Raw genomic sequence first — 3,205 nt, 5'->3', positions numbered from 1 at the left:
CGTCAATGCGCGGCGCCGCGATGAGCTGATGGCTGGGGCCCCGGTAGCGACCTGACCACTCATCAGAAGACAGTTGCTGAATTAAGCCGACCCGCACTGGATAGGCACCGAAGCCGATAGTACCCAGAACGACCCGGAGTTAGCGAACCTGATGCGGGTTCGGCTTGAATGAATTGTTAGGTGCCATCTAACCAACTAGGTGGAACGGCCGCAGTGTTGGAAAATGACAGTGGCAAGTGAGGCAAACCGGGGATCGCCGCAACAGCATGGGCTTGCTCGAACTCTTTGCCCGCAAATGGCTCGGCAACACGCACATAACTACCTTCAGTGCCTGACCAATCAAACGCATAGAGGCCGACCTGAGCGTAGCTTTGCCATACCGCAGATGAGCCGAAGCCCGTGATGGCGATGGACTCTCCAACTGCATCATGAGCGCCTGATGCAGCCAAGACGCTAGCAGGAACCGGGCCGAACCCGGCCGTTGCGAAGAGAGCAACATGACCGTCTTGGTCAATCGCGAACCAATCAAACTCAACGCCTTGAACCTCGCGAGGTTTATCCATGGCGCCTAACACCAGAGTTGACCGGACCCGCCATGGGTCCGCTCCGAAGCCGATGATAGCCGGATCTCTGCCGACGACGCGGGCCCCGATGCGGGTTCCGGTTGAACGACTAGTTATGCGGCAGCGGTCCGGATGCCGGCAACGCGGAGCGTCCGGCCTGGCCATGCCCGCTACCTGAAACCCCTCCGCTGAAGCGCCCGGTAAAAGCGGCGCGCAGTGATGTCAGACCTTGCCCAAGCAAAAACAGATCTGATTCCGCCCTGCCGTATAACACCAGAATTAAGCCGACCCGCGAAGCGGGTTCGGCTTGAATGAATTGTTAGGGCGCATGCTAGCGCGTACCACAGCTGCGAGCACTAGCTCTCTCTGCCGGCTGGCCTCCTGCAGGCTGCCGCCGTAGACGACAAGAAGTACTTCCGAGGGTTGAGTGAGGCCAGTCGGCAGGAATGCAAAGCGTTCGTGGACAGAGCTATCTCTAACGCTATGAAACCAAGCCACCTTGCCGATGGACGTTGCTGAGAATCCGGCAAAACGACTGTCATCGGGCAATGACCAATGCCCGCCAACACGGATCTCTGCGGGGAGCAGACCAGCTTGGATCGGGGTGAGAGTGCAGATTGTGTAATCCGGACCGAGCTGAGCACGCACCGAGTATCCGGAATCCTCGGGGAGTCGGGGACAACTGAAGTCGTCGAACGATCGCAGTGAAAGAGACGACAGATCGCTTGAGCGGCTGCAAGCGCACATAGCACACAAGAAGATGGCGAGGATGTATCTCATGCGCCCTAACACCAGAGTTAAGCCGACCCGCGAAGCGGGTTCGGCTTGAATGAATTGTTAGGCGACACCGACGCACCCCCAAGAGCCTGCTCTACAAACTGGAGCCATTTGTCATCAGTGTCCTCCAGTTGCTCAAACTGCTTACTGTCTGGCTTTACCCCAAGTATCAACAGGTAGAAGCGGTTTACCTCAAAGGCAGGCGCGATGAGAGAGCAATCGCTCTCCACGCCAAGGCGGCCGCCACGCCCAGTCCAGAACGAGCTATCCGTATGGCCGGAGAAGGAAGTCATCCAATCTCCTGAATCTGGAGTGCGACACTTGATCGGTAGCTCGTGGAGTGGAGAACCCTTGAGCACGCGAACAACACGCAGCGAGCAGCCATCTGAGGCGGCCACGGCCTGAACTACGACAATTGCTGTTGATTCTGAGACGAGGGCCGCATGATCTCGAAAGATGCTGGCGGGTGGTGCGAAGCACGCAGACGCCACGGGGCTGAGTAGAACGAGTAGCAGTCCAAGGAAGATCTTCATATGCCGGCTAACACCGGAATTAAGCCGACCCGCGAAGCGGGTTCGGCTTGAATGAATTGTTAGGCGTCATGGCCGACCGGCCCCAACACCCGCTCTGCAACACTCAGGAAGTCCGAAAGTTGAGCTGGATCCCCGCTACCGCCATCGCCCCAGACGGTCAAAGAAAGGTCTCCAAGCAAGTCCAGCGTGCTGCTCTCGCCGCGAGCATTATATTGCTCGACAAATTGAATAAGCAGCATGTACGCCTGTTCTAGAGTGAGGGTACGCTGAAACTCCGGGTCGCTAAGCTTACGCATGCGAGGCTGCTTCTCCATGACGCCTAACACCGAAATTAAGCCGACCCGCGAAGCGGGTTCGGCTTGAATGAATTGTTAGGCGTCATGAGCCGCCCGTGGGTGGTCAGGGTACAGCGCGCCAAGATCCAAGATGTAATGACCGATGATCTTGCGCCCCGGCTTATCAACGATGACGCTGAGGTACGTATTGTCTTTTGGCACTGGCACATTGATGTGCTGGAAGGCGCCGTCTCGAGACTCGTAGATGAACATGACGCGCCAATCCCATGCTGTACAGCTGTGGTAGAGATCCTCAATGACTGGATCCAGGTAGGCCCAAAGGTCTACGATCTCATCCGCACCCTCGGTAACGTCGAGCATGGGTGGCGAGAAAGTTGACTCGTATGCCTCTTGGCTGAGTAACCTTGATGGTTGCGTCATGACGCCTAACACCAAAATTAAGCCGACCCGCAACACCGCAGAACATCAAATTGACGGACTAACGATGCGGGTTCGGCTTGAATGAATTGTTAGGCGCCAAACCAGTGTGCCGGCCACTGGCGCTCTGGATAGAGAAGCAGCCAGATCTCGCCTTGTTCCGCCAGCACGTTGGTGCCCATGGCCTGTTCCGTTCTCTGAGCATTGCCACCGTCCGCGAGAAGCTTGAAGCCGGTCACTGCCGTTACGGTGAAGTCTGCCACCTCAGGTTGCTCTGCGACCAGTTGGCGGAACGCGGCTACGGTCAGGCAAGGCCCGGGTGGGTCCATGTACCTAGTGGGCAGGATATCTACTTCACCGCCAGATGGATCCACTTGCGGGAATCCCGCATCGCTAACTTGAACGCGACCAGGCTCCATCTCGACGCCGTCTACTGTACGCGTGGCAATGACTACGCGAAAAGCGCCTGCCGCATCCCCGGCTTTCTCTGCATCTTTCAGTAGGTCGGAAAGGATCATTTGGTGCCTAACACCGGAATTAAGCCGACCCGCGAAGCGGGTTCGGCTTGAATGAATTGTTGGCGCGCTCTAGGACCACTCCTAAAGCCGCCCCAGCTGCA

5 protein-coding genes are annotated in these 3,205 nt (G+C 57.3%); all 5 read right to left on the bottom strand.

Annotated features, from left to right (window positions below):
• Nucleotides 1-176: 176 nt before the first annotated feature.
• The 5 genes from FB548_RS18650 to FB548_RS18630 all read right to left on the bottom strand — a co-directional run bounded on the left by FB548_RS18650 (nucleotide 177) and on the right by FB548_RS18630 (nucleotide 3,104).
• Entirely contained in the window at nucleotides 177-563 is a 387-nt protein-coding gene (locus tag FB548_RS18650; protein WP_142126315.1) for a hypothetical protein, read from the bottom strand.
• Between the two features lie 797 nt (nucleotides 564-1,360).
• Nucleotides 1,361-1,633 (bottom strand): hypothetical protein, encoded by a 273-nt coding sequence (locus tag FB548_RS18645; protein ID WP_142126314.1) that lies wholly within the window; start codon nucleotides 1,631-1,633, stop codon nucleotides 1,361-1,363.
• Between the two features lie 299 nt (nucleotides 1,634-1,932).
• Nucleotides 1,933-2,169, bottom strand: coding sequence for a hypothetical protein (locus tag FB548_RS18640; RefSeq protein WP_142126313.1), 237 nt, complete (start codon nucleotides 2,167-2,169; stop codon nucleotides 1,933-1,935).
• Between the two features lie 75 nt (nucleotides 2,170-2,244).
• Complete coding sequence (locus FB548_RS18635; RefSeq protein ID WP_221626000.1) at nucleotides 2,245-2,529, bottom strand: hypothetical protein; 285 nt, start codon at nucleotides 2,527-2,529, stop codon at nucleotides 2,245-2,247.
• Nucleotides 2,530-2,678: 149 nt separating this feature from the next.
• Nucleotides 2,679-3,104: a hypothetical protein gene (locus FB548_RS18630; protein ID WP_142126311.1), complete on the bottom strand. Its 426-nt coding sequence runs from the start codon at nucleotides 3,102-3,104 to the stop codon at nucleotides 2,679-2,681.
• Nucleotides 3,105-3,205 lie beyond the last annotated feature (101 nt).

It is taken from the genome of Pseudoxanthomonas sp. 3HH-4 (assembly GCF_006716465.1).
Lineage (GTDB): Bacteria > Pseudomonadota > Gammaproteobacteria > Xanthomonadales > Xanthomonadaceae > Pseudoxanthomonas_A.
Note: the sequence above shows the minus strand (reverse complement) of the source record. Positions and strands in the feature narration are given on the sequence as shown.